The organism is Luteibacter sp. dw_328 (genome assembly GCF_018449605.1).
Taxonomy (GTDB): Bacteria; Pseudomonadota; Gammaproteobacteria; order Xanthomonadales; family Rhodanobacteraceae; genus Luteibacter.
On record NZ_JAAVUW010000001.1, the window covers coordinates 43,305 to 63,051 of the forward strand.

The window sequence follows — 19,747 nt, forward strand, 5'->3', positions numbered from 1 at the left end:
GGCGTGCTGACAAATCTTAGCGACGCCGGCCTCGACCTGGCGATGGCGAAGTGCGCTCGCTGGTCCCTCATCGGGCCCGGCGAGGGCGACCGCTGCTCGGGTTTCAGTACCGTCGGCGCAGGCCTCGGCTGGCTGGTCGCCCTGATCGTGGTCAGCGCGCTGGCCGGCCTGGTCATCGGCTGGCTCTACACGCAGCGTCGGCGCCTCAATGCACGCCTGAAGGACCCGCGCGAGCAGGCCCGGCGCGCGCTCGCCTTCCATGCCTACCACGACACCCTGACCGGCCTGCCCAACCGCGCCTACCTGATGCAGGAGCTGGAGGAGGCGCTGGCCTCGGGGGAAACGAAGTCGCTGGCGGTGCTCTTCATCGACCTCGACGGCTTCAAGTCGATCAACGACACGCTGGGCCACGAAGCCGGCGACGCCTTCCTGCGTGCGGTGGCTACCTCGCTGCGCAGCAGCGTGCGCGAACGTGACGTGGTCTCGCGCTTCGGCGGCGACGAGTTCGTCGTGGTGGTGCAGGCGTACGGCGGCCTCGAAAACCTCGTGCGTGTCTGCCGCAAGGTGCTCGACCTGGTATCGCAGCCGGTGAACGTCGCCGGGCAGTTCGTCGCCGTCAGCCCGAGTATCGGTATCGCCGTGGCGCCACGCGATGGCGATGTGGCCGAAACGCTCATCCGTAACGCCGACGCCGCCATGTACGCGGTGAAGGAAACCGGCAAGGCCGATTTCCGCTTCTACGAAGAGGGCATGCTCGAGCAGGCACGCGAGCGTCTCGCCCTCACGGTGGAGTTGCGCGAGGCCTTGCAGCGTGGCGAGCTGGACGTGGAATACCAGCCCAAGCGCAATTTGCGCGACGGCACGCTGGCGGGTGTCGAAGCGTTGGCGCGCTGGCATCATCCCGTGCGCGGCGACGTGCCGCCGGCGGTATTCGTGCCGATCGCCGAGCGCTCGGCACTCATCCATGCGCTGGGCGAATACGTGCTGCGCTCGGTGCTGACGCAGGTGAAGCTGTGGGATGCGGCCGGCACCCACGTCGACTACGTCGCCATCAACCTCTCCATGCATGAGCTCAGCCGGCCGGCTTTCGTCGAGACGCTGGCTCGCACGGTGCGTTCCTACGGCGTGGATCCCATGCGGATCCGCTTCGAGCTCACCGAGTCCACCGCGATGCGCGAGCCGGAAGAAACTTTGCGCCAGCTGGTCAAGCTGCGCTCGCACGGTTTCGACCTGCTGATCGACGACTTTGGTGCCGGCTACTGGAACCTCGGCCACTTGCGTGAGTTGCCCGTCGGCACGATCAAGATCGACCAGTCCTTCGTGCGCGGCAGCGACTCCAACCTCGTCGACCGTGAGATCACCGAAGCGATCGTCGGGCTGGCCAAGAAACTCAACATGCGCACCATCGCCGAAGGCGTCGAAACCGAAGCGCAGGCCGATTGGTTGCGAGGGCTCGGGTGCGACGTGGGGCAGGGTTTCTACTTTGCGCGCCCCATGACGCCGGCTGCTTTCAGTCGGTATCTCGACCCGACGTTGGTCTATGCAGGCTGACGGGCGGCCGCGCATCTCCCGTTTCCTGGTGGGAGCCGGATTGGCCTGCTGCCTTGTCGCGGGGGCCATCGCCGCTGAAGCGGCTCCCACGAAGAGCCCGGTTCCTGTGGGAGCCGCTTCAGCGGCGATAGCTCCCGCCGCACCCACCGTCGGCGTCGACCCCTGGGCCGTCTACGAAACCGCCTGGTTCGACACGGTCGGCGTCGCCGATGGCCTGCCGCATTCGACCACCACCGCCATCGTGCAGGACACCCGCGGGGTAATCTGGATCGGCACCTTCGGCGGCCTCGCCCGTTACGACGGCTACCGGATGCAGGTATTCGGCCAGGAGCCCGACGCTTACGCCGGCGCCGTGCTGCCCGACGCTTATGTGCGCGATCTCATGCCACTGGCCGACGGCGGCCTGCTGATCGGTACGAATGCCGGTGGCCTGGTGCGCTTCGACCCGGTGACGACACGATTCCACGTCTATCCCATTGGCGCCGGCGGGACCTCGAACGGCAAGATTTTTTCGATCGCCCGTGCTCGCGAACGCAATGTGTTCTGGATCGCCACCGAAGGTGGCATCGATCGCGTCGATGTCGGTACGGGCAAGATCACCCACGAATCCGGCCAGCCCGGCGACGCGAAGGACATGCTCGCACGCACCTTCGTCGTCGCTGAGGACAAGGCGGGCAACGTGTGGGCAGGCGCGGATAACGGCTTGTTCGTGCGCCGCCCGGGCGGGCGCTTCCAGCGCGTGGCGTCGGACGATCCGGCGATCGACGAAATTCTTCACGACCAGATATGGGCGCTGTTCGAGGACAGCCAGTCGCGCCTGTGGGTCGGCACCGGCCAGTCCGGTGCCGTCAACATCGACGCCCAGGGCCATGCGCACCTGGTGCCGGGTTTCTCCGGGAAGAACGGCATGGCTCGCCGGCGCACGGTGCGCGCCTTCCACGAGACCCCCCAACACGTGCTCTGGGCCGCCACCGACGGTGCCGGCGTGGTCACTTACGACTTCAACACCAGCCAGTTGCGCGTGCTGAGTCACGACGCGGCCATGCCCTCGTCGTTGCCGGGAGATATCACGCGCGACATCTTCCAGGACAGCACCGGCAACATCTGGGTGGCCACCGAACTGGGCGCGGCGCATTACGACCCGAACGGCCGCAAGGTGTTTTCCGTGCTGCCGTCGCCGCTGGAGTCGCACACGCTGTCCAATGCCAACGTGCACTCGGTGTTCGTCGATCCGCGCGGGCGCGTATGGCTCGGCCTCGGCATGGGGCGCATCGACGTGCTCGACCTGGGCAAGGGCACGATGCGCCACCTGCAATTGGGCGGCGAACAGGCCGAGCGCGACGTGCAGGCTTTCGTGGTCGCGCCGGACGGCTCGATCTGGGCAGGCGCACAGGGGATCTCGCGTATCGATCCCGACACCTTCGCCCTGCACAGCTCGATGATCCCCAGCCTGGACGGCAGGCTCATCCTGTCGATGCAGCGCGATGGCAACGAGATCCTGATCGGCGGCTACGACGGTCTTTTCCAGTACGACACGGTCACCGGCAAGCTCATCCAGATGCGCCATGACCCGCATGATCCGGCGAGCATCGTGGGTGACCAGGTGCGCCACATCGTGCGCATGCCGGACGCCTGGTGGTTCGCCACCATCAGCGGTATCAGCATCGGCTACGACGGCCAGCCGGGTTTCGTGAACCTGCGCCACGATCCCGCCGATCCCAACAGCCTGCCGCAGGATTACACCGGCTCCATGGTGTTCGACTCGCACCACCGCCTGTGGCTGGGCACCTTCGGCGGCATCGCCTACCTGGACCAGTTCAATCCGCATGGCCCGTTCCGGTTCGGCCTGATCGGTGCGCGCGAGGGGCTGGTGAACAGCAAGATCAACGCGCTGCTGGTCGACCACGACGATCGGGTGTGGGCCTCTATGGCCAACGGCGTGGCCGTGATCGACACCGGCAGCCACCGCGTCTCGGACCTGGGCATACGTGACGGCCTGCGCATTCCCAGCTATATCCACCGCGCGGCGGCGGAGGCTCCCGGCGGCGAGCTGATGTTCGGCGGCCTCGGCGGTCTCACCGTGATTCGTCCGTACTGGGTGGCGCCGCAGATCGTGCCGCCGCGCATGGCCGTCACGCACGTGAGCATCAACGACAAACCCTTGCCGCTGGCCGACCTGCCCGAAGACGGCGGCCGGATCACCATTGGCGGCGACGGTCGTAACCTGCGCGTGGATTTCGCGTTGCTCGACTATCGCGCGCCGATGGAAACGCATTACGCCTACCGCATGGACGACGCCGACACGGGCTGGAATGAGGTCGCACGGGGTATTCCGCCCAGCGCGATCTATACCAACCTGGCCAGCGGCACCTACACGCTTCGGCTACGCGCCACGATGCGCGGCCTCGATGCGCGTACCGTGGAAACCTCGGTGCGCGTGGACGTGACCCCGCGCTGGTACGAAAGCCCCTGGACCCTGCTGGCCGCCGTGGCGCTCGCCGTAGCCGCCTTCTTCGGCCTGGTCTCGCTGCGCACGCTGTACCTGCGCCGCCGTGCGGAGCTGCTGCAGGCCCAGGTCGACGCCCGCACACGTGACCTCAAGGCAGCCAACGAGCGTCTGGATCATCTGGCCGGCACCGACGAGCTCACCGGTTCGCTCAATCGTCGCCGCTTCCTCGAACAGGCCGAGCGCGTGCGCCAGGGCGCAGCCAACGACGGCATTCCCTTCAGCCTCGTGCTGCTGGATATCGACGACTTCAAGACGGTCAACGACACCTTCGGCCATTTGGCCGGCGACACGGTGATCCGCGAGACGATGCGGGTGATTTCGTCGATGTGCCGCGCGGACGATCTGGCCGGGCGCTTCGGCGGCGAGGAATTCATCCTCTGCCTTCCCGGCGCGCTGGCCGAGCATGCACTGGATATCACCGAGCGCGTGCGCCACGCGCTGGCGGCGCTGGTGATCGTCCACGGGGATTACCGGATTCGCATCACGGTGAGCGCGGGCGTGGCAATGTGGCGTTCGCCGGAGTCGCTGAATTCGCTGCTGGGCCGCGCGGATGAAGCGCTTTATGAGGCGAAGAACGACGGGCGTAACCGGAGTCGCATCGCTGGCCTCTGATTCTGTGGGAGCCGCTTCAACGGCGATGCTCTTGGCTGTCAACAGGCATCGCCGCTGAAGCGGCTCCCACATAGAGCCGGCTCCTACCGAGCAGGGGCGCGGGCGGCGTAAGCGTTAATCGCGGAAATTGTCGAACTGCAGCGGCAGTTCCACGTCCGCCTTGCGCAACAGCGCCATTGCGGACTGCAGGTCGTCGCGCTTCTTTCCGCTGACGCGCACCTTGTCGCCGTTGATCTGCGCTTCCACCTTCAGCTTCGCTTCCTTCATCGACGCGATGAGCTTCTTCGCGATCGGCTGCTCGATACCCTGCTTGATGGTGACCTTCTGCCGGGCCTGGGCGAGGTTCGACTCCGGCTTGCCGACATCCATGGCGCGGACGTCGATATGGCGCGCCGAAAGGCATTCGCGAAGGATGGGCATCAGCTGCTCGAGCTGGAATTCGTTGTCCGCCTTCAGCGTGACGGTGCTCTCTTCCAGCTCCATGCCGGCCGAGGTGCCCTTCAGGTCGAAGCGGCTCGTCACCTTGCGGTTGGCCTGGTCGATGGCGTTGGTGAGTTCGTGCTTGTCGACTTCCGAAATGATGTCGAAGGAGGGCATGACGGGGATCCCAAAGTCGTGGCGAGGTCAACAAGTTTACGCGAGGGCGGTACCATGTGTGTTTGCGCGACGGAAAACCCAGCATGGAATACGACGTCCTCGTCATCGGGGCGGGCGCGGCAGGCCTGATGACGGCCATCGTCGCAGGCGGCCGCGGCAAGCGCGTGCTGGTGGTCGACCACGCCAATCGGGCCGGCAAGAAGATCCTGATGTCCGGTGGCGGGCGCTGCAATTTCACCAATACCGCCACGACGCCGGCCAATTTCCTCTCGGCGAACCCGCATTTCTGCAAGTCCGCGCTGGCGCGCTATACGCCGTGGGACTTCATCGCGATGGTCGACAAGCATGGGATCGCCTGGCACGAGAAGTCCCCGGGGCAGCTGTTCTGCGACGATTCCTCCAAGCAGATCGTGCGCATGCTGCTCGATGAATGCACGGCGGCCGGGGTTCGCGTGGAGATCAACTGTGCGGTGTCCCGCCTGCGCGCCACCGATACCGGTTTTGGCTGCGATACACCGCTGGGCCACGTGCGGGCGACATCCGTGGTGGTTGCCACCGGCGGGCTGTCGATTCCGAGCCTGGGCGCCACCGGCTTCGGCTACGAGCTGGCAAAGCAGTTCGGTCACGCCGTCTTGCCGCTGCGCGCGGGCCTCGTGCCGCTGACGCTGAGCGGCAAGCACCAGGAGCGCTTCGAAGGCCTCGCTGGCGTGGCACTGCCGGTGGAGGCTGCGGCCAACGACGCAAGTTTTCGCGATGCGCTGCTCTTCACTCATCGTGGCCTCAGCGGCCCGGCCATCCTGCAGATCTCCTCGTACTGGGAGCCGGGCACCGACCTTCGCGTAGACCTGCTGCCGGGCATCGACGCCGCGGAGGCGCTGCTGGCAGCCCGTGACGAGCGTCCGCTCGCCGAACTCAAGACCGTGCTCGCCACCTTGCTGCCGCGCCGCCTGGCCGAGCGCCTGTGCGAAATCTGGCTGCCGAATCGTCCCATGCGGCAATACCGTGACGCCGAGTTGAAGGACATCGGCGCACAATTAGCCAGTTGGCCGGTCGTGGCCAGCGGTACCGAGGGCTATCGCACGGCCGAGGTCACCCTCGGCGGCGTGGATACCGACGAGGTCTCGTCGTCCACCCTGATGTCCAAACGCCAGCCCGGCCTCTATTTCGTCGGCGAAGTGCTCGATGTGACGGGGCACCTGGGTGGCTATAACTTCCAATGGGCCTGGGCCTCCGGCAATGCCGCCGGCCTGGCCGTCTGACGCGGAGCAACGTATGCGGATCGGTTTTATCGGACTGGGCAACATGGGCACCGGCATGGCCGGTACCCTGATCAAGGGTGGCCACGAGCTGACGGTATGGAACCGCTCGGCGGACGCGGCGAAGCCGCTGGCGGAGCAGGGCGCGAAGGTAGCCGCCAAACCCGTGGACGCTGCCACCGGCGCCGAGGTACTGCACAGCATGCTGGCCAACGACGCCGCCGTGCGCGAGGTCATCCTCGACAGTGGCGTGCTCGATGCCTTGCCGAAGGGCGCTGTCCACGTGAACCACGCCACCATTTCGGTTGCGCTGGCCCAGGAGTTGATCGCCGCGCACGAGAAGCGCGGTCTCGGCTATGTCGCGGCGCCCGTCTTCGGTCGTCCCGAAGTAGCTGCCGCGGGCAACCTCAACGTCGTCGCTTCCGGCAAGCCGGACGCGGTAGCGAAGGTGCAGCCGCTGCTCGAGCTGATCGGGCAGAAGGTCTGGCCCATGGGCGACGACCCGATCCGCGCCACCATCGTCAAGATCGGCGGCAACTTCCTGATCGGTGCGGCGATCGAGAGCATGGCCGAGGCGACCACGCTGACCCGCGCCCACGGCGTCTCGGCGGCGGATTTCCTCGATGTCATGTCGAATTCGCTGTTCGCCTCGCCGATCTACAAGATCTACGGCGGCATGATCGCCGCGCAGACCTATACGCCGGCGGCATTCAAGCTGAGCCTGGGCTTCAAGGACATCGGCCTGGCCCGCGCCGCAGCCGATGCCAAGCGCGTGCCCATGCCGTTCGCCAGCGTCTTGCACGACGCCTTGCTGGAGTCCCTGGCGGCGGGTGACGGCGAGCTGGACTTCTCGGGCCTGGCCCGTGTGGCCGAGGGCAGGGCACACCTGAAGGACTGACGCCGGTAAGGATTTCGGCAAGCCTTCACAATCATTACCCCTGCGGGTCCGCGACAATCGGACCCGCACGCTGTTGTGCAGCTGAGGAGGGACATCATGACGGTAAGCTGGAAGACGGTATACGAGGGCATGCACGAGGGTCGCGCGGTCCTCGTGAAGGAATCGAACGACGGCACCTTCAAGCTCGCCACCAAGCAGATCTACCACGACGAAGGCATTGCCTACCAGGAAGGCAGTCGCTACGTGCATGTCTCGCCGGCCAGCGTCGGTGAAGAAGTCGAAGTGGAAGCGAACTCGCGCGACTCGCTCGAGGAAGCCCTGAAGGAACTGCATTTTTCGTCGGACACCGTCACCGCGATCAGCGGCAAGCTGGCCTGACGATCGAACCTGCGTTTCTGCCATGATGGGGGCTCGTTCCCCCATCCCGGTGAGCACCGTCCATGGCAGAAACGATGTCTTCGACGATGGAACGTACCGTTCCTCGCGTCCTGATGTGCGCACCCACGTTCTTCGAAGTCAGCTACGTCATCAACCCATGGATGACCGGCCACATCCACGACACGACCTCCGAACGCTCCCGCAGGCAGTGGGACGCCCTCCGCGAAACGGTGTCGCGCCATGCGGATGTCGCGCAGGAAGAGCCCGCGCAGGGCCAGCCCGACATGACCTTTGCCGCCAACGCCGGTCTGGTCTTCGGCAATACCTTCATTCCCAGTCGCTTCCGGTACGCCGAGCGGCAGGGCGAGGAAGCCCCTAACCGGGCCTGGTTCATCCGCCACGGTTTCGACATCGCGGATCTCCCTGACGACGTCTTCTTCGAGGGTGCCGGCGACGGCCTGTTCGATCGCGGCGTCTCACGTCGCCTGTGGATGGGTTACGGTCATCGATCCGACCAGGCCGCGGCACCCGCACTGGCGCGGCTGCTCGATGTGGAAGTGCTGCCGCTGAAACTGGCCGACCCGCGCTTCTACCACCTGGACACCTGTTTCTGCCCGCTGGCTAACGGCTACACGCTGTATTATCCGGCGGCGTTCGACGCGCCGTCATTGGCACTGATCGAGAAGCACGTCCCGCCGAGCCATCGCATCGCCGTACATGAGCACGACGCCCTCGATTTCGCCTGTAATGCGGTGAACCTGGGCAAGGTGGTGATCCTCAACCGCGCCAGCCCGGATCTGCGTTCGCGTCTGGAGGGTGCCGGGTTCATGGTGATCGAAGTCGCGCTGGACGAGTTCATGAAGTCGGGCGGTGCAGCCAAGTGCCTGACGTTGCGCCTGGATGAAGCCGTCGGCGCCTAGCCGCTGGCTTTTGTAGGCGTCGATTCATCAGCGAAAGGACGGTCGCTACGCGACCCATGTAACCAGCGGCTTACGCCGCCTCACGCTTGTGGGTGTGTTGGGAGCCGCGAGGGGCAAGGCCCTTGGGGCCGCGGCGCGGCTCTTCGAGACGGGCCGTAGCTCCTCTTTCGCATTCCCTGTGAACTGAGCGGCCCTCAGCTTAAGCGTCCCCAAGGGCCTTGCCCCTCGCGCCACCGAACGCCGAGGTTGCGTGTGGCCGAGCAAACCGCCCGCCACTCACAGCGCCGCTCTTGTAGGAGCCGATTCATCGGCGATAACCAGATCGCGACAACGCCCGGACACCCGTCCGGACGCCCTACGCATCGTCCGCGGACACGTCCAGCCTTCTTGGTCGATTCGCAAAACCCGCGCAAGAATGCGCCTTGCCGTTGATTTCCACCGTTGGCACGACCGATGCAGAGGTACCTACGACTCCACCTCAAACATCGTCAAAGGACAACGACCATGAAATTCGAAACCGCCATGCTGCATACCTTCTTCGCCGCCAGCGTTTTGACCTGCCTGCTGATGCTCGGTGCCTTTATCGTATCGCCTGCTACGCATGTTGCGTCTGCTGCGGCTTTTGTTGTGGCTGTTCGCTGAGCGGTTCGGCCTCATCGTTGGTCGCGCGAGTGGCGCTTTGGATAGCGATATAAGGGCTGTTCAACCGCTCGTCCAATGATCACAAGGCCTCATTCGTTATCTCGACAGCCTGAGGGTTCGCCGCTGAAGCGGCTCCTACGAGAGCGTGGTGCGTCGTCATTCGATACGAGGCAACAAAGCGGCGGGGCGTTCTTACCACACGCCACCTCAACGTTCGGTGTCGCGGTCGGGTTGGCCCTTGGGGCCGCTTAAGCTGAGGGCCGCCCGGTTCCCGTGCCAGCGAGAGCGATGCCTACGGCCCGTCTCGAAGAGCCGCGCCGCGGCCCCAAGGGCCAACCCGACCGCGACACCCACGGCAGCACGAGCGTGAGGCGGCGAACGCCGCTTAAGGCATGCGCTCGCGGAGCGGGCGATCCGCAGCCAATGCATTCGCCGCTGAAGCGGCTCCCACGCAATTAGCGTTATTTCGCCGAGCGCCGTTTCGCCAGCCATGCATCCAGTGCATTGGCGAAGGCTTGCCGGTCGCGTGGGTGCATGGTGGCGGGGCCGCCGGTGTTGACGCCGGAGCCGCGGAGTTCTTCCATGAAATTTCGCATGGAAAGGCGCTGCGCGATCGTGTCCTTCGTGTACATCTCGCCGCGCGGATGCAGGGCGAGGGCGCCTTTCTCGATGGCGAAGGCCGCCAGCGGAATGTCCTGGGTGACGACGAGATCGCCCGGTTCCACGCGGCGCACGATCTCATCGTCGGCCACGTCGAAGCCGCCCGGCACCTGGATCGAACGGACGAAACGCGAGGCCGGCGTGCGGATCCACGCGTTGGCGACCAGGGTTACGTTGACCTGTTCGCGCTCGGCGGCGCGGAACAGGATGTCCTTGATGACGTTGGGACAGGCGTCGGCGTCGACCCATATCTGCACGGTCAGGCGTCCGTCCAGTCCACGTGGCCGTCGACGATGGTGTTGGTGCAGCCGCCGACCCATACGGCTTCGCCGTCGATGCGGATGATGATGCGGGCGTCGTGACCGACTTCGCGGCCCTGGCTGACCACGTAGCCCTTCGCCAACGTGCCGCTGGTGTCGCGTGCGGCGACATAGGCGGCAATAAGGCCATTGGCGGCGCCGGAGGCGGGGTCTTCCACGATACCGACGCCGGCCGGGAAGGCGCGCACGGCCAGGCCTTCGGCGGAGCGCGCGAACACGCACAGGCCGAGGGTATCCGTGGCCAGGGCGAGCGCGCGTATGGCTGCATGGTCGGGGCGCCAGCCGCGCAGGGCGGCTTCGTCGGCGAACTCGGCGACCCACCAGCGACGGCCGCCTTCGACGCAGGCCGGGGCCAGGGCGCCTAGCTTGACGCCATAGAGGACGGCGGACAGCGTCTCACCGGCACACGAGGCGTCGCCGACGATGCGCGCCTTGGGCGACTGCACGAACAGCTCACGTGCCTTGCCGTCCTTTTCCACGCGGATCGGCAGCACACCGGCGCCGCATTCCTGCCAGATGATGCCGGCCGCGTCGGGGGTGACCAGACCGGCATCGAGCGCGGCGTGCGCGCTGCCGATGGTCGGATGGCCGGCGAAGGGGATTTCCTTGGTCGGCGTAAAGATCCGCGCCCGGTAATCGGCGCCTTCGGCGCGCGCGGGCATCAGGAAGGTGGTTTCGACCAGGTTGGTCCAGTGGGCGAAGCGCTGCATGCGCTCGTCGGACCAGCCCTCGGCGTCGATGACGACGCCCAGTGGATTACCGCCGCCATGACGGGCGGCGAAGACGTCGAGCTGCTTGTAACGGATGGGGGACATCGGTCGTGCCAGGAGCGGGGGAGGTCGTCCATGATAGCCATCCATCGCCTGTCCGGCATGGGCCGGGGGTTCGACATCGGCGCGCGTTACCGCCAAGATGCGCGCTGGCCCGGTCCTAAAGGACGCTGTTTCGTCGCATGACTACGCTGCTCATCATCCTCGTGACCGCTGTGGTCTCCTTCTTTGCCTTCAGCAACCGGCGCCTGATGGACGACCTGATCCTCTGGCCGCCCGCACTCTCGCGCAGCCGTGAGTATTACCGGCTGGTGAGCTACGGCCTGATCCACGCAGACTGGTCGCACCTGATCTTCAACATGCTCACGCTGTATTTTTTTGGCAGGATCATGGAGGAGTTCTACACCGCGGCCATGGGCGCGCTGGGCTTCGTTACCTTCTACATCGGCGCGCTGATCTTCTCGATCCTGCCGACCTACATGAAGAACCGTAACAATGCCTCGTATCGCAGCCTGGGCGCGTCCGGCGCGGTCTCTGCGGTCCTTTTCGCCTACGTGCTGCTCAGCCCCTGGTCCAGCATCTACGTCTTCATCGTGAAGCTGCCTGCGATCATCTACTCGGTGCTTTTCGTGGCGTACTCGATCTACATGGACAAGCGCGGCGGAGACAACGTGAACCACAGCGCGCACCTGTGGGGTGCCGCTTACGGCGTGATCTTTACCATCGCGCTCAACCCGGCCGTGCTTCCCCGATTCATCGCGTTGCTATCACAACCGCGCTTTTCCTGACCGCGAACCTGAACTTTTACGAACCAGTTATGTGACTTCGGACGACAGCTGATACATCATGCGTTTGTCCGGATCGAACGCCACCCTTTTCCAAGTCGTCCGGCATGCACGCGGGTCTTCCCCGGTGGGGCGGTTCGCGTCGGCTACTAACGTAGGAGGAGTGAACGCATGGCTACCACCCGCAAGACTGCCACGAAGAAATCAGCGGCCCGTAAACCGGCCTCGAAAAAGAGCGCGGTAAAGAAGACCGTCGCGAAGAAAGCAGGCGTACGCGCCGCTGCGAAGAAGACCGCACGCAAGGCGGCCGCACGTCCGGCAGCGGCGAAGAAGGCCGTAAAGAAGGCGGCAGTCAAGAAGTCAGCGGCCAAGAAGTCACCCGCAAAGAAGTCAGCCGCAAAGAAGTCAGCCGTAAAGAAAACGGCCGTGCGCAAGGCCGCTGGCAAGAAAGCCACCGTGAAGAAGGCTGCCGGTAAGAAGACGGCAGTCAGGAAGGCCGCCGCCAAGAAGGCCGTCAAGAAAACTGTCGCGCGCAAGGCCGCTGTGAAGAAGGCACCGGCACGCAAGGTCGCCGCGAAGAAGGCAGCGCCGCGCAAGGCCGCCGCGAAGAAGGTCAGCACCAAGGCCTCCGCACGCAAGGCTCCGGCCCGCAAGGCGGCAGCAAAGCAGGCTCCGGCCCGCAAGACGGCCGCCAGCAAGGTCGTCGCGAAGAAGGCGGCTCCCAAGACAGCCGCGCGCAAGGTTGTCGCCACAAAGGCGCCGGCACGCAAGAATACCGCTCCGGCGAAGAAGGTCGCCGCGACGCCGGTCTCGAAGTCCGCTCCGACCAAGCGCAGTGCAAGCGCGCACACGATCGAACAGAAGCCGGTATCGCGTGTCCCCGCGACCAACACGCCGCGTAAGCCGCCGCTGACTGTCGCGCCGGCAACCGCCTCTTCGCCAGCGGCAGCCAAGCCGGTCGTCGCCAAGGCGAAACCCGCGCCGAAGCCCCGCCCGAAGCCGGCGACGCCCGCAGCGACGACTACCGACGAGCCGGTTCAACACATCAGCCAGGAAGAGGCCGTCGCGCACATCCAGGCACTGCTTGAAGCCAAGCGCGAGCGCGATCGTCAGCCGCCCTCGTGGCCGACGGGAGAGAACAGCAATGGTGTGCCGGCCACGCAACCGGGTGGCGAGCAGAATCCGCCGTCACCTTCGCCGGCATCGCCGGAAGCCAACTACGCCAATGAGGCGCATCAGCGCGGCGATCAGCAGAAGAGCAAGCCCTGATCGACGAAGGCTTCGGTCTGCGTATGCTGAATGAAGGGAAAGGGTCGCTTTCGCGACCCTTTCCTTTTTAGCGGGCGTTCAATCGCGGGGGCGCAGTGTCGAAGTCGTCCATCGCCGTCATCTCATCAGAGAAAACCCCATGCGTCGTGCGCATTCCCTGCTTCTCGCTCTCGCGGCAACCCTGCCGCTGGCGGGTTGTTACTACGACCCCGGCTACGTTCGCAGCCGCTCCGGGGGCGATGCGTATTACGGCACGGAAACGACGACGGTCGTCCAGCCTGCCGGTGCTTACTACGACCCGGGTTACGGCTACTACGGCCCGGGTTATTACGGCGGTGGGTACTCGACGATTGCCGTGGGTTCCGCCTGGTACGGCGGCGGTTACGACCGTCGGTATTACCGAGACCGTGACGGGCACGATCATCCGCGACCGCCGCCTCCGGGTGGCTGGCACGGTCGTCCCGGCGACGGTGATCATCGACCCCCGGGTGGGTGGCAGGGCGGTGGTCGTCCGCCACCTCCGGGTGGGCAAGGGGGCAATCATCAGCCCCCGCCGGGTGGTTGGCACGGTGGTGGGCAACCCGGTAACCGTCCGCCGTCCTCGTCGGGCTCGCACTCGCCGCCGCGCAACAACGTCAATCGGGGCGCCAGTAATCGCGATGAGCGTTGACGGCGCGGTGATGACCCACAGGGTTTGACGGGCCAGCGAACCGCTCATCACGCCTAGGCTGGACCGCCGCATACAACGGCGTCTGTCGTGGTGTTTCGCGTTCCTCCGTTATCGCTGGTTTCGCTGGCCGTCGCCGCGCTGCTCGGCTGTACGGCCGTGCAGTCGCGAGCGTGGCTGCCCGCGTGGCCCTGGTCGATGCTGGCCGCTGTCGTCGCTTTGGCCTGTGCCGTCGCCTTGCCATGGAGGCCCGCGCGACATCTCGCTGTATTCATGCTGTTCGCCGCATGGGCTGCCCTCCAGGGCGCGCGCGGCGTGGGTGCGAGATTGCCGGCGGACGACGAGGGGAAGGATGTCGTCGTCACGGGGCGCGTTGTCGATCTTCCGCGAGCGCGTGGCGGCGATGCGTCGTTCCTGTTCGTGCCGGACACCGTAGGCGGTGCGCCACCCGCAACGCGTGGCACCTACCGCCTCAGCTGGTACCGCACGCAGGTCTCACCCGCGCCATGTGAGCGCTGGCACCTCACGGTTCGCCTGCGTCGTCCGCGCGGCAACATCAATCCGGGTGGCGGAGACGCGGAACGCACGGCGCTTCAGCGCGGCATCGTCGCCACGGGCTATGTACGCGCTGCCCCGGAAAACGCGCGCATCGGAGTGGCTATGTGCGTGGACGCCTGGCGCGACGGCGTTGCGCGAGCGCTGGACGGCCACCTGGGCGCAGAGGACGCCCGTATCCTCAAGGCGCTCGCCGTCGGCGACACGCGCGGCCTCGACGCGGCGGACTGGGATATCGCCCGCGCCACGGGTGTGTCGCACCTGATCGCCATCTCGGGATTTCATGTCGGCGTAGCCGCCGGGGGCGGAGTGCTCGCCACGCGGCTGCTCTACGCGTGGTGGCCGATGCTCGCACTGTTGTGGCCGAGGCAGATGACGCAGGCGATGGTCGGCATGCTGGTGGCGGGCGGCTACGGGATGCTCGCCGGGCTGGGGCTACCGACCGTGCGCACTTTGCTGATGATCGGCGTCGTGGTGCTGGCGGGGATGGCACGTCGCCGCGCGGGCGGATTGTCGCTGCTCGCCTTCGCGATGCTCGCCGTGCTGACATTCGATCCGCTCTCCGTGCTCTCAGCGGGGTTCTGGTTGTCGTTCGCAGGGGTGGGGTTTCTGGTGTGTTGCGTGGCACCGCGGTCGCGGGGTTTTCTCGGCTGGGTCGGCGAACTTCTGAGAGCGCAGGCGGCGATGAGCATCGCGCTGCTGCCACTGTCCCTGTGCCTGTTCGGCAGCACGTCGCTGATGGGCTTCGTCGCCAACCTGGTCGCGGCACCGTTGGTGAGCTTCGTCGTGGTGCCGCTCACGCTGGTGGGTTGCGTCCTCCTGGCCGTGCCGTCTCTCGCGGTTCCTTTACTCATAGCGGCGGCGTGGTTGCTCAAGCAGCTGTGGCGAATGCTGGCCGCACTGGCCGATGTTCCGGGCGCCCAACTGAGCGTGGCCGAAAGCGGCATCCTGGCGGTTGTTCTGGCGACGGTGGGAGCGCTGTGGCTGTTCATGCCGCGTGGCGTGCCGCTGCGTGGCTACGGCGCCTTATTGTTCCTGCCGTTGCTGCTGCCTCCACGCGATATGCCCAAGGCCGGCGCCTTTCGCGCTTGGGTGCTCGACGTAGGGCAGGGACTGGCAGTAGTCGTCCACACGCGACACCACACACTCGTCTACGACACCGGCCCTGCCTACGGCGGCGGCCGTGATGCGGGCGCCGGGATCGTGCTGCCGTCGATCACGGCCCTGGGCCTGGGCGGTGTGGACACCCTCGTCGTGAGCCACGGGGATGTCGATCACGCAGGTGGTGCAGCGGCCATCGTCGGCCGCTACCCGAAGGCGCGACGGCTCTCCGGCGAACCGGGCAGGCTGGAGTTTCCGGCAGAGCCGTGCACGTCGGAGGCGGACTGGTCGTGGGATGGCGTCGGCTTCCACTTTCTCGACGTGCCGCGCGAGGGTCAGGGCAAGACAGCCAGCAACGACCGCTCGTGCGTCCTATCGATCGAAGGAGAAGGAGGGCGCTTCCTGCTCACCGGCGACATCAGTGCCAAGGCCGAGCGTCGTATGGATCGCGATGCGTTGTGGTCTGAACTGCCGACGGTGACAACGGTAGCGCACCACGGCAGCAAGCATTCGTCGGATGTGCTTTGGCTTCGGGCTGTGCAGCCTGAGCTGGCTATCGTGTCGTCGGGGTGGCGCAATCGGTTTGGCCATCCGCATGCTTCGGTGCTGGCGCGGCATGAGGATGCGGGGGCTGACGTGCTCAACACCGCCATCAGCGGCGCGATCGTGGTCGATATGCCGCGTGATGCCACGCCTCGGGTAGTGCGGGAGTGGCGTCGACCGGCGAGCCGTTACTGGCGGGAGTAAGGAGGGCCGTCCACCGCCCGAACCCCCTCCGTGCTGCACCGCCGTTTGACATTCCCAATTTAGAACGATTTAAATGCGGGTTCCGCTAGACAAGGGGATGAGCGTGACGGTATCGAAGCACGGTTGGGGCAGGGCGGCGTTCGCTCTGGTGACGGCGTCTCTTGTGGTACCGGTGGGAGCCCTAGCGGCGACCCAGCGCTTTGACAGCTCCTTCGAGACCGGGCAGCCCGCGCCGCTGGCGGCCAAGGGAACGCTCGACGTTCGCGTCGTCGGGGGGCCACCTCCCGAGGCAGTGCTTACCGCGAAGGCCAATGTCGGCTTCACCGGCACGCACTCGCTGCGTTACACGGGTACGGGCAATGGCTCGCCGGCGACGACGAAGCTGTTCGACACCGATGTGCGCATCGGCGACGACACGGTGTTGTCCTGGCTGGTCTTCCCTCGCTCCAACAAGGACGACCTCGTCAATCCGGCCAACTACCTGGCCGTGGACCTCGTGTTCGACGACGGCACGCGCCTCTCCACCAGCGCCGCGCGCGACCAGCATCGCGTGCCCGCCACCGCGAAGGGGCAGGGCGAAGGTCGTGTGCTTTATCCCGACCAGTGGAACTATGTGAGCGTGGATCTGGGCGCCGTGGCCAAGGGCCGTCGTGTCCGTTCGATCGAACTCACCGCGGACGCTCCTGCGGGCGAAGCCTTCGAGGGCTACCTCGACGACGTGCGCATCGGCGACGTCAAAGTCGTCAACAGCACGCACCCGACCGACTACGTCGACACGCGTCGTGGCTCCAACGCCAACGAAAACTACTCGCGCGGCAACAACTTCCCAGCAGTCGCCATGCCGCATGGCTTCAACTTCTGGACGCCGACGACCAACGCCGGGTCCAACTGGATCTACCAGTACCAGGCCCGCAATGGCGAGGACAATCGCCCGCGCATCGAGGCCTTTGCCCTCTCGCACGAGCCCAGCCCGTGGATGGGCGAGCGCCAGACCTTCCAGGTCATGCCGGCGCAGGCGGCTTCCGGTGCACCGGCGCTGAAACGCGAGACGCGTGCGCTGTCGTTCGGCCACGACGCCGAACTGGCGCATCCGGACTACTACCGCGTGCACTTCGATGACGGCATCACCACCGAGATCACGCCGACCGACCACGCGGCGATCTTCCGCTTCACCTTCACCGACAAGCGCTCGCAGCTGGTCTTCGACAACCTCAATGAGAAGGCGGCGGTCACGCTCGATCCGGGCCAGCGCAGCATCCAGGGCTGGTCGGACGTCAAGAGCAGTCTTTCCACCGGTGCCACGCGCCTGTTCTTCTACGCGGTGTTCGATAAACCCGTGACCGAGAGCGGCCGCCTCACCGGCGAGAAGCGCGACGCTGCCTCCGCCTGGTTCGGCTTCGATACGTCGAAGAAGGGCGATCGCGTCGTTACCATGCGGATCGCCACCTCGCTGATCGGCGTTGACCAGGCCAAGGCCAATCTCGCCCAGGAAATCGCGCCGGACGACACCTTCGACAGCGTCCACGAGCGGGCACGCAAGGCCTGGGACGATCGCCTGGACACGGTCAAGGTGGAAGGCGCCTCGCCCGACGAGAAAACCATCCTCTACTCGAGCCTGTACCGCCTGTTCCTGTACCCGAACCACGCCTACGAGAACACCGGAAGCAAGGACGCCCCCGTGTGGCGTTACGCCAGCCCGTTCTCGGCGCCGGCAGGTTCGAACACGGATACCGCGACGGGTGCGCGTATCGTCGAGGGCCAGCCGTTCGTCAACAACGGCTTCTGGGACACCTATCGCACGGCGTGGCCGGCCTATGTGCTGCTCACCCCGAACGAAGCAGGCAAGATGATCGACGGCTTCGTGCAGCAATATCGCGACTCGGGCTGGATCGCGCGCTGGTCGTCGCCGGGCTATGCCGACCTGATGGTGGGCACGAGCTCGGACGTCGCCTTCTCCGATGCATGGCTGAAGGGCGTGCGTAATTTCGATGTCTCCGCCTTCTACCAGTCGGCCATCCGCAATGCCTCCAGCGTCAGCGAGGTGAAGGGTGCCGGTCGCAAGGGCATCCAGCGTTCGCTGTTCAACGGCTATACCGACGACGGCGTCAAAGAAGGCCTGTCCTGGTCGATGGATGGCTACATCAACGACTTCGCCATCGGCAACCTGGCCCGGGCACTGGCCAAGGACGCGCCGGCCGGTGACGCCTACCGCGCCTCCTACGCCGACGATGCCGCCTGGTATCGCTCGCGTGCCCTCGGTTACACCAACCTGTTCGATCCCGCCGTCGGTTTCTTCGTCGCACGCGATGCCGCGGGCAAGTGGCGGTGGGATGCGAAGGAGTTCAACCCGATTCGCTGGGGTGGCGACTACACCGAGACCAATGCCTGGAACATGGCCTTCCACGCCCCGCAGGACGGTGCCGGCCTGGCCGCGCTGTACGGTGGTCGCGAGGCGCTGGCTGCCAAGCTCGACCAGTTCTTCAGCACGCCGGGCAAGTACGACGTTGGCGATTACGGCGACGTGATCCACGAGATGCTCGAGGCACGCGACGTCCGCATGGGCCAGTACGGTCATTCGAACCAGCCCTCGCATCACATCATCTGGATGTACGACGAAGCCGGCCAGCCGTGGAAGACGCAGGACAAGCTGCGCGACGCGGTGTCCCGCCTCTATGTGGGCAGCGAGATCGGCCAGGGCTATCCGGGTGACGAAGACAACGGCGAGATGTCGGCATGGTGGCTGTTTGGCGCCGCCGGTTTCTATCCGCTGCGCATGGGCACGCCGGAGTACGTCATCGGTGCGCCGCACTTCCCGCACATGAGTCTTCGTCTGGAAGGTGGTGCGACGATCGACATCAAGGCGCCGGGCGTGAGCGACACGAACCGCTACGTGCAGTCGCTGACGGTCAACGGCCAGCCGTGGAACAAGCTGACCCTGCCGCACGAACTGCTGGCGAAGGGTGCGACGCTCGAGTTCACCATGGGGCCGACGCCGTCGACGTGGGGAACCGGTGCGGATGCGCTGCCGGCTTCGATCAGCGCCGAAGGCAGTAAGCCAGCGCCGCTGGTCGACCTGACGAGCGAGGGCGGCAAGGCCTTCGGTTCATTGAAGGGCGCCGAGTTGGACAAGCTGTTCGACAACACCTCCGATACCTCGGCGCATCTGGCCGCGAAGGACGCTGTGGTCGGCTGGCACTTCGATCATCCGGTGACGGTGGAGATGCTCACCCTGACCTCGGGCGCCAAACCGGGCGATGCCTCGGGCTGGGTGCTCGAAGGGTCGACCGACGGCAAGCACTACAAGGCGGTCGACAAGCGCGAGGGTGAAAGCTGGCCGTGGCGCTTGCAGACGAGGGCGTTCGCTGTCGGCACGCCGGGCGCGTATGCCTGGTACCGCCTGCGTCTCGTTTCCGCTGATACGACCGGGCTGGATCTGAGCGAGGTCGAGTTCCTCGGCCACCGCTGAGAGGTTCGCTCTCTCTCTGTAGGAGCCGATTCATCGGCGATGGG

General features: G+C 65.9%; 15 protein-coding genes. 12 read left to right on the top strand and 3 right to left on the bottom strand.

Annotation, left to right across the window (positions count from 1 at the left end; genetic code table 11):
• Nucleotides 1-3 precede the first annotated feature (3 nt).
• On the top strand, nt 4-1,551 hold the full coding sequence (locus HB634_RS00160) for an EAL domain-containing protein (protein ID WP_213946905.1): 1,548 nt from the start codon (nt 4-6) through the stop codon (nt 1,549-1,551).
• Between the two features lie 106 nt (nt 1,552-1,657).
• Nucleotides 1,658-4,672, top strand: coding sequence for a ligand-binding sensor domain-containing diguanylate cyclase (locus tag HB634_RS00165; protein ID WP_213946906.1), 3,015 nt, complete (start codon nt 1,658-1,660; stop codon nt 4,670-4,672).
• 114 nt (nt 4,673-4,786) lie between these two features.
• Here HB634_RS00165 and HB634_RS00170 read toward each other — a convergent pair whose 3' ends face one another.
• Nucleotides 4,787-5,269, bottom strand: coding sequence for a YajQ family cyclic di-GMP-binding protein (locus tag HB634_RS00170; protein WP_213946907.1), 483 nt, complete (start codon nt 5,267-5,269; stop codon nt 4,787-4,789).
• A gap of 83 nt (nt 5,270-5,352) precedes the next feature.
• On the opposite strand from HB634_RS00170, the gene HB634_RS00175 reads away from it, so the two are divergent.
• From HB634_RS00175 to HB634_RS00195, 5 genes are all read left to right on the top strand, one after another.
• The gene (locus HB634_RS00175) at nt 5,353-6,528 is read left to right on the top strand and encodes an NAD(P)/FAD-dependent oxidoreductase (RefSeq protein ID WP_213946908.1); all 1,176 of its coding nucleotides are present in this window, start codon (nt 5,353-5,355) and stop codon (nt 6,526-6,528) included.
• Between the two features lie 13 nt (nt 6,529-6,541).
• Complete coding sequence (locus HB634_RS00180) at nt 6,542-7,423, top strand: NAD(P)-dependent oxidoreductase (RefSeq protein WP_063573565.1); 882 nt, start codon at nt 6,542-6,544, stop codon at nt 7,421-7,423.
• A 96-nt stretch (nt 7,424-7,519) separates the two neighbouring features.
• Nucleotides 7,520-7,801, top strand: a complete 282-nt coding sequence (locus HB634_RS00185; RefSeq protein ID WP_063573566.1) for a hypothetical protein — start codon at nt 7,520-7,522, stop codon at nt 7,799-7,801.
• Between the two features lie 86 nt (nt 7,802-7,887).
• The gene (locus HB634_RS00190; protein WP_255548294.1) at nt 7,888-8,721 is read left to right on the top strand and encodes a nitrate reductase; all 834 of its coding nucleotides are present in this window, start codon (nt 7,888-7,890) and stop codon (nt 8,719-8,721) included.
• 504 nt (nt 8,722-9,225) lie between these two features.
• Nucleotides 9,226-9,363, top strand: coding sequence for a hypothetical protein (locus HB634_RS00195; protein ID WP_213946910.1), 138 nt, complete (start codon nt 9,226-9,228; stop codon nt 9,361-9,363).
• A 461-nt stretch (nt 9,364-9,824) separates the two neighbouring features.
• Here HB634_RS00195 and HB634_RS00200 read toward each other — a convergent pair whose 3' ends face one another.
• Both HB634_RS00200 and HB634_RS00205 read right to left on the bottom strand, forming a co-directional pair.
• Nucleotides 9,825-10,343, bottom strand: coding sequence for a YaiI/YqxD family protein (locus tag HB634_RS00200; RefSeq protein WP_213946911.1), 519 nt, complete (start codon nt 10,341-10,343; stop codon nt 9,825-9,827).
• A complete protein-coding gene (locus HB634_RS00205) occupies nt 10,283-11,158 on the bottom strand; it encodes a PhzF family phenazine biosynthesis protein (protein WP_213946912.1) in 876 nt (291 codons plus the stop codon). Before HB634_RS00205 ends, HB634_RS00200 begins: the two co-directional genes overlap by 61 nt.
• A gap of 137 nt (nt 11,159-11,295) precedes the next feature.
• Between HB634_RS00205 and HB634_RS00210 the strand changes: the two genes are divergently transcribed.
• The 5 genes from HB634_RS00210 (at nt 11,296) to HB634_RS00230 (ending at nt 19,703) form a co-directional block, all read left to right on the top strand.
• Nucleotides 11,296-11,901 carry a rhomboid family intramembrane serine protease gene (locus HB634_RS00210; protein WP_213946913.1) on the top strand — a complete coding sequence of 202 codons (606 nt, stop codon included), beginning with the start codon at nt 11,296-11,298 and terminating at the stop codon, nt 11,899-11,901.
• A 168-nt stretch (nt 11,902-12,069) separates the two neighbouring features.
• Complete coding sequence (locus tag HB634_RS00215; RefSeq protein WP_213946914.1) at nt 12,070-13,167, top strand: histone H1-like repetitive region-containing protein; 1,098 nt, start codon at nt 12,070-12,072, stop codon at nt 13,165-13,167.
• 139 nt (nt 13,168-13,306) lie between these two features.
• Nucleotides 13,307-13,837 carry a hypothetical protein gene (locus HB634_RS00220; RefSeq protein ID WP_213946915.1) on the top strand — a complete coding sequence of 177 codons (531 nt, stop codon included), beginning with the start codon at nt 13,307-13,309 and terminating at the stop codon, nt 13,835-13,837.
• Nucleotides 13,838-13,924: 87 nt separating this feature from the next.
• On the top strand, nt 13,925-16,237 hold the full coding sequence (locus tag HB634_RS00225) for a DNA internalization-related competence protein ComEC/Rec2 (RefSeq protein WP_345777439.1): 2,313 nt from the start codon (nt 13,925-13,927) through the stop codon (nt 16,235-16,237).
• 103 nt (nt 16,238-16,340) lie between these two features.
• Entirely contained in the window at nt 16,341-19,703 is a 3,363-nt protein-coding gene (locus tag HB634_RS00230; protein WP_345777440.1) for a GH92 family glycosyl hydrolase, read from the top strand.
• Nucleotides 19,704-19,747: the final 44 nt, after the last annotated feature.